The 4,892-nt window shown below is 65.5% G+C and carries 6 protein-coding genes; 3 read left to right on the forward strand and 3 right to left on the reverse strand.

The features are described 5' to 3' along the window. Both K410_RS40720 and K410_RS0133880 read right to left on the reverse strand, forming a co-directional pair. The coding region (locus K410_RS40720) for a DUF4372 domain-containing protein (RefSeq protein ID WP_196235991.1) at positions 1–239 on the reverse strand (239 nt) is incomplete at its 3' end. Between the two features lie 199 nt (positions 240–438). Then, the gene (locus tag K410_RS0133880; RefSeq protein WP_028138984.1) at positions 439–1,224 is read right to left on the reverse strand and encodes an SDR family NAD(P)-dependent oxidoreductase; all 786 of its coding nucleotides are present in this window, start codon (positions 1,222–1,224) and stop codon (positions 439–441) included. A gap of 249 nt (positions 1,225–1,473) precedes the next feature. Between K410_RS0133880 and K410_RS0133885 the strand changes: the two genes are divergently transcribed. The 3 genes from K410_RS0133885 to K410_RS0133895 are packed head-to-tail and all read left to right on the forward strand — an operon-like array spanning position 1,474 to position 4,567. Beyond that, positions 1,474–2,538 (forward strand): acyl-CoA dehydrogenase family protein, encoded by a 1,065-nt coding sequence (locus K410_RS0133885; protein ID WP_028138985.1) that lies wholly within the window; start codon positions 1,474–1,476, stop codon positions 2,536–2,538. A 16-nt stretch (positions 2,539–2,554) separates the two neighbouring features. Continuing rightward, positions 2,555–3,715: an acyl-CoA dehydrogenase family protein gene (locus K410_RS0133890; protein ID WP_028138986.1), complete on the forward strand. Its 1,161-nt coding sequence runs from the start codon at positions 2,555–2,557 to the stop codon at positions 3,713–3,715. Positions 3,716–3,754: 39 nt separating this feature from the next. Continuing rightward, entirely contained in the window at positions 3,755–4,567 is an 813-nt protein-coding gene (locus K410_RS0133895; RefSeq protein ID WP_028138987.1) for an enoyl-CoA hydratase/isomerase family protein, read from the forward strand. Between the two features lie 144 nt (positions 4,568–4,711). On the opposite strand, the gene K410_RS37660 is transcribed toward K410_RS0133895, so the two are convergent. Next, a partial coding sequence (locus K410_RS37660) for a transposase (RefSeq protein ID WP_155253850.1) occupies positions 4,712–4,892 on the reverse strand: 181 nt, incomplete at its 5' end.

A 4,892-nucleotide genomic window follows, 5' to 3' on the forward strand; every position in this document is an offset into this window, starting at 1 on the left:
CGCGACAGCTCTTTGGTTCCGAGATGGTAGAGCCGTGCGGCATGGCTCTCGAAGGAGGCCTCGATCGACCGCAGGCTCTGGGCGTCCGAAAGCTGCGCGTACAGCATCGCAACAAACTGATCCTGTGTGCTGAGCCGCCGCACCCGCTTGTTGGCCTGGTACCTGTCCACAAGCCGATCCAGAACACCCCACGGCACCAAGTTCAGAATGCCGTGAAATACTGTATTGTGGTGGCGCATGGCGGGACTCTCCTGGCGTGTCTCGAACATTTGGCGATGCTCAAGACCGCAGAAGAATCCACGCCATGCGCCCTGTCTACGAAAATTAAACCGGACAGCCGTGGGCTTGACCCGGGCATCCACGTCTTTTGATCTGCGTGGCGACACGTGGATGGCCGGGTCAAGCCCGGCCATGACGTAGAGAGAGCGCGTGCGCCCGTCACGTCACCAAATGCATCCCCGCGTCCATGCGCACGACCTCGCCGGTCATGTTGCTGGACGCCGGCATCGCCAGGAAGCAGACCAGCTGCGCGATGTCCTCGGCGCTTGAAGCGACCTTCAGCGGCACCTTCGCCACCACGCTGTCGCGCACCTGCTTGGCACCGGCCTCGCCGCGGCCCTTGGTGAACCAGGGCGTGTCGATATAGCCGGGACAGACGGTGTTGACGCGGATCAGCGGCGCCAGCGCGCGCGACAGCGACAGCGTCATGGTGTTGAGCGCGCCCTTGCTGGCGGCATAGGCGATCGACGAGCCGACGCCGCTGATGCCGGCCACCGAGGACACGTTGACCACGGCGGAGGGCCGCCCCGAGGCTTTCGCGCCGGCCTCGAGCAGGCTGCGCGCGGCGCGCACCATCTGGAACGGGCCGATGGTGTTGACGCCATAGACCCGCTGGAAATCCTCAGCCGACAATCCATCGAGATCGGCGTGAGCGACATGCTTGGTGGTGCCGGCATTGTTGACGAGGATATCGAGCCGGCCCCATCCGCTGGCGGCCGCGACGATCTTGCGGCAATCCTCGTCCTTTGAAACGTCGCCCTGCGCGACCAGCACTTCCGCCGCGCCGGCCTTGCGGCAGACGTCCGCGGTGGCCTCGGCCTCCTTCTGGCTCGACGAATAGTTGATGACGAGCCGCGCCCCGCTGCGCGCGAGAATTTCGGCGGTCGCCGCACCGAGCCCGGAAGCAGACCCCGTCACGATTGCGCACAGATTGTCCTTGGCCATCTGATTTCCTTCCCCGTGGCTCTGATCGTTCGCGCCTTGTTTAGCGAGTTTGCGGCGCCCTGCAAATCGAGCAAACTCCGCTAAGCGGAATTAGCTTCCCCTCGATCCTTGCGCCCATGCCCGCGCCGCAGGTTGACCTGCGATCAACGCTTGTCAGGGCCATGGCTTTTTCGGATCATCGGGCGCAAGAAGACCTGCGCGCCCGCTTAGCCTGGTGGGAGGCGCCAACGGCAAAACACGGGGAACGCTGTGGCGGAGAGTGACAACATCGTCGTCGAGACCGCGGAGAAGATCTTCGCCGATCTCGCCGATCCGCAAACCATCAACAACGACAAGAAGGGTGCCTGGCAGGCGCCGCTATGGCAGGCGCTGAGCGAGGCCGGCCTGCCATTGTCCTGGGTGCCCGATGAGCTCGGCGGCTCCGGCGCGAGCCTCGCCGACGGCTTTGCCCTGCTCAATGCTGCCGGCCGTTTCGCCGTCGCGGTTCCCCTGGCCGAGACCATGCTGGCGGGCTGGCTGCTGGCGCAGGCGAAGATTGCTTCCCCCGAGGGCGAGATGACGGTGCTGCCGGCCTCGCCGAAGGACCGCATCATTCTCGATGCCGACGGTTCGCTCTCCGGTCGCGCCCGCGGCGTGCCTTTTGCGAAGGCGGCGAAGCATTTCGCGGTGCTGGCGCATGGCAAGGATGGTGTCGCGATCGCGCTGGTCGACGCCGGCAAGGCGCGCATCGAGTCGGGCCTCAATGTCGGCTACGACCACAGCGATACCGTGACGCTCGACAAGGTCCAGCCCGTCACGCTGAAGCCCGCGCCTGATGGCGTTGACCAGACCCATCTGATGCTGATGGGCGGCGTTGCGCGCAGCCTGCAGATCGCGGGCGCGCTGGAATCGATGCTCGACATCTCCGTGCGCTATTCCAACGAGCGCGTCGCCTTCGAGAAGAAGATCTCGAAATTCCAGGCGGTGCAGCACAATCTCGCCCGCCTCGCCGGCGAATCCGCCGCGGCCCTTGCGGCCGCAACGTCCGCGGCCGACGCCATCGCGAACGCCAGGACGTTCAACGACGAGGTCTATCTCGAAGCGGCCTCCGCCAAGATCCGCTGCGCCGAAGCCGCGGAGAAGGGCGGCGCCATCGCGCATCAGGTGCACGGCGCGATCGGCTTCACCATCGAGCACATCCTGCACCGCTATTCGCTGCGGGCGCTGGCCTGGCGCGACGATTTCGGCTCGGAAAGCCATTGGGCCGTCGAGCTCGGCAAGCTGGTGGCAAACCGCGGCGCCGACGAATTGTGGCCGCTGGTGGCGTCGCGCTGATCAGGGAGAGAAACACATGACCGCTGCGCTTCGTTTCGATCCGATCCGCCTGCCCGAAAAGTGCGAGCAATTGCGCAAGGAAGTACGCGCTTTCCTCGCCGAGGAGATCGCCGCCGGCACCTTCGATCCGCACAAGCCCAATCGAGAAGATACCGACGCGCCTGAATTCTCCCGCCGGGTCGGCGCCAAGGGCTGGCTCGGCATGACCTGGCCGAAGAAATATGGCGGCCAGGAGCGCTCCTTCCTCGAGCGTTACGTGGTGACCGAGGAGATGCGCGTTGCCAACGCGCCGACGCGGCGCTTCTTCGTCGCCGACCGCCAGAGCGGGCCGGTGCTGCTGAAATATGCGCCCGAGCATATCAAGATGGAGATCCTGCCGCGGATCTGCCGCGGCGAGGTCTGCTTTGCCATCGGTATGAGCGAGCCGAACTCCGGCTCCGACCTGTTCGCGGCGAAGACGCGTGCGACCAAGACCGACGGCGGCTATCTCATCAACGGCACCAAGATCTGGACCTCGTCGGCGCATATCGCCGATTACATGATCGCGATCTTCCGGACCTCGCCGCCGACCAAGGAAAACCGCCGCCACGGCCTGACCCAGTTCCTGGTCAAGATGAAGCAGCCGGGCATCAAGGTGAACCCGATCGGCCAGATCACCGGCCAGTACGAGTTCAACGAGGTCGTCTTCACCGATCACTTCATCCCTGATGATCACGTGCTCGGCGAGGTCGATGGCGCCTGGAAGCAGGCGACGAGCGAGCTCGCCTATGAGCGTTCGGGCCCCGAGCGCTTCCTCGAAACCTATTATGTGCTGACCGAGCTGGTGCGCGCGGTCGGCCCCAATCCGGACACGCGCAGCGCCGAGGGCATCGGGCGCCTGGTGGCGCAGCTGCACACCATGCGGCGCATGTCGGTCTCGGTGGCCGGCATGCTCGAGGCGGGCAAGGAGCCGGTGGTGGAGGCCTCCATCGTCAAGGACATCGGCACGGTGTGGGAGCAGCAGCTGCCGCATCGCGTCCGCGATCTTGCCGCCTTCGTCGAGGAGACCGCGACCAACCGCGAGACGCTGGAGCGGCAGCTCGATTTCGCCATCAAGACCGCGCCGAAGCTCACCATCCAGGGCGGCACCACCGAGGTGCTGCGCGGCATCATCGCCCGCGGGCTGGGCTTGCGCTAGTCGCGCGGACTTGGCTTGGGCTAAACAATCGAGGACATCATGAGCACGTTTAAAGACATCGGCGTCGAGAAGGTCGGGCATGTCGGCACCATCGAGATCCGCCGCCCACCGCTGAACTTCTTCGACATTTCGCTGATCAACCAGATCGCGGACGCGCTCGACGAATTCGACCGTGACATCGAGATCCGCAGCTCCGTTCTCTCCGCGCAGGGCAAGGCGTTCTGCGCCGGCGCCAACTTCCAGGATCCGGCACGGCAGGCGCAGGAGGCGCGCGAGGCCGAGAAGAAGGGCGACCCCGCCGACAGCCTCGGGCCGATCAACCATCTCTACATCCAGGCCGTGCGCATCTTCCGCGCCAAGAAGCCGATCGTCGCCGCCGTGCAGGGCGCCGCCATCGGCGGCGGCCTCGGCCTCGCGGTCTCGGCCGATTTCCGCGTCACCTGCCCCGAGGCGCGCTTCTCGGCGAATTTCACCAAGCTCGGCTTTCATCCCGGCTTCGGCCTGACCGTGACGCTGCCCGAGCTGATCGGCAAGAACAACGCCGAGCTGATGTTCTACACCAGCCGCCGCGTCACCGGCGAAGAGGCCTACAAGTGGGGCCTCGCCAACGAGCTGGTCCCGCAGGACCAGGTCAAGGCGGCCGCGATGAAGCTCGCCGGCGAGATCGCCGAATGCTCCCCGCTCGGCCTGCTCTCGACCCGCGCCACGATGCGCAACGGGCTCGCCGACCGCGTCATGGCGGCGACCAACCACGAGCTCGCCGAACAGACCCGCCTGCGCGCGACGGAGGATTTTAGGGAAGGCGTGAAGGCGACGGAAGAGCGGCGCGCGGCGAATTTCAGGGGAAGGTGATTGCGGCGATGAACGTTCTCTTCTGCCTTCTCCCCTTGTGGGCCTGTTGCGTTATCGGCCTTTGAGGCTGAGGCCGTCAGGAGAGAGGGACACGGACACGGCAATTGCCCGGCAAGTCTGTAGTTGTCGCCCTCGGTGGGCGGCTCAGGCCGCGATCGTGGCCCACCGCCTCATGTTGAAGGCGATCGAGGCGAGTAGGACCTGCCCGCTTGCCTTCATCAGACCAACGTAGCGGATGCAGGTCAGTCGCATGCGGCGTTTGAGGGTGGCGAAAGTGGTCTCGACCTGGGCTCGTCGTCGCGCGATGAGAAGATTGTAGCGTTTG

The sequence above is a fragment of the Bradyrhizobium sp. 22 genome (genome assembly GCF_000482425.1).
GTDB classification, from domain to species: Bacteria; Pseudomonadota; Alphaproteobacteria; order Rhizobiales; family Xanthobacteraceae; genus Bradyrhizobium; species Bradyrhizobium japonicum_B.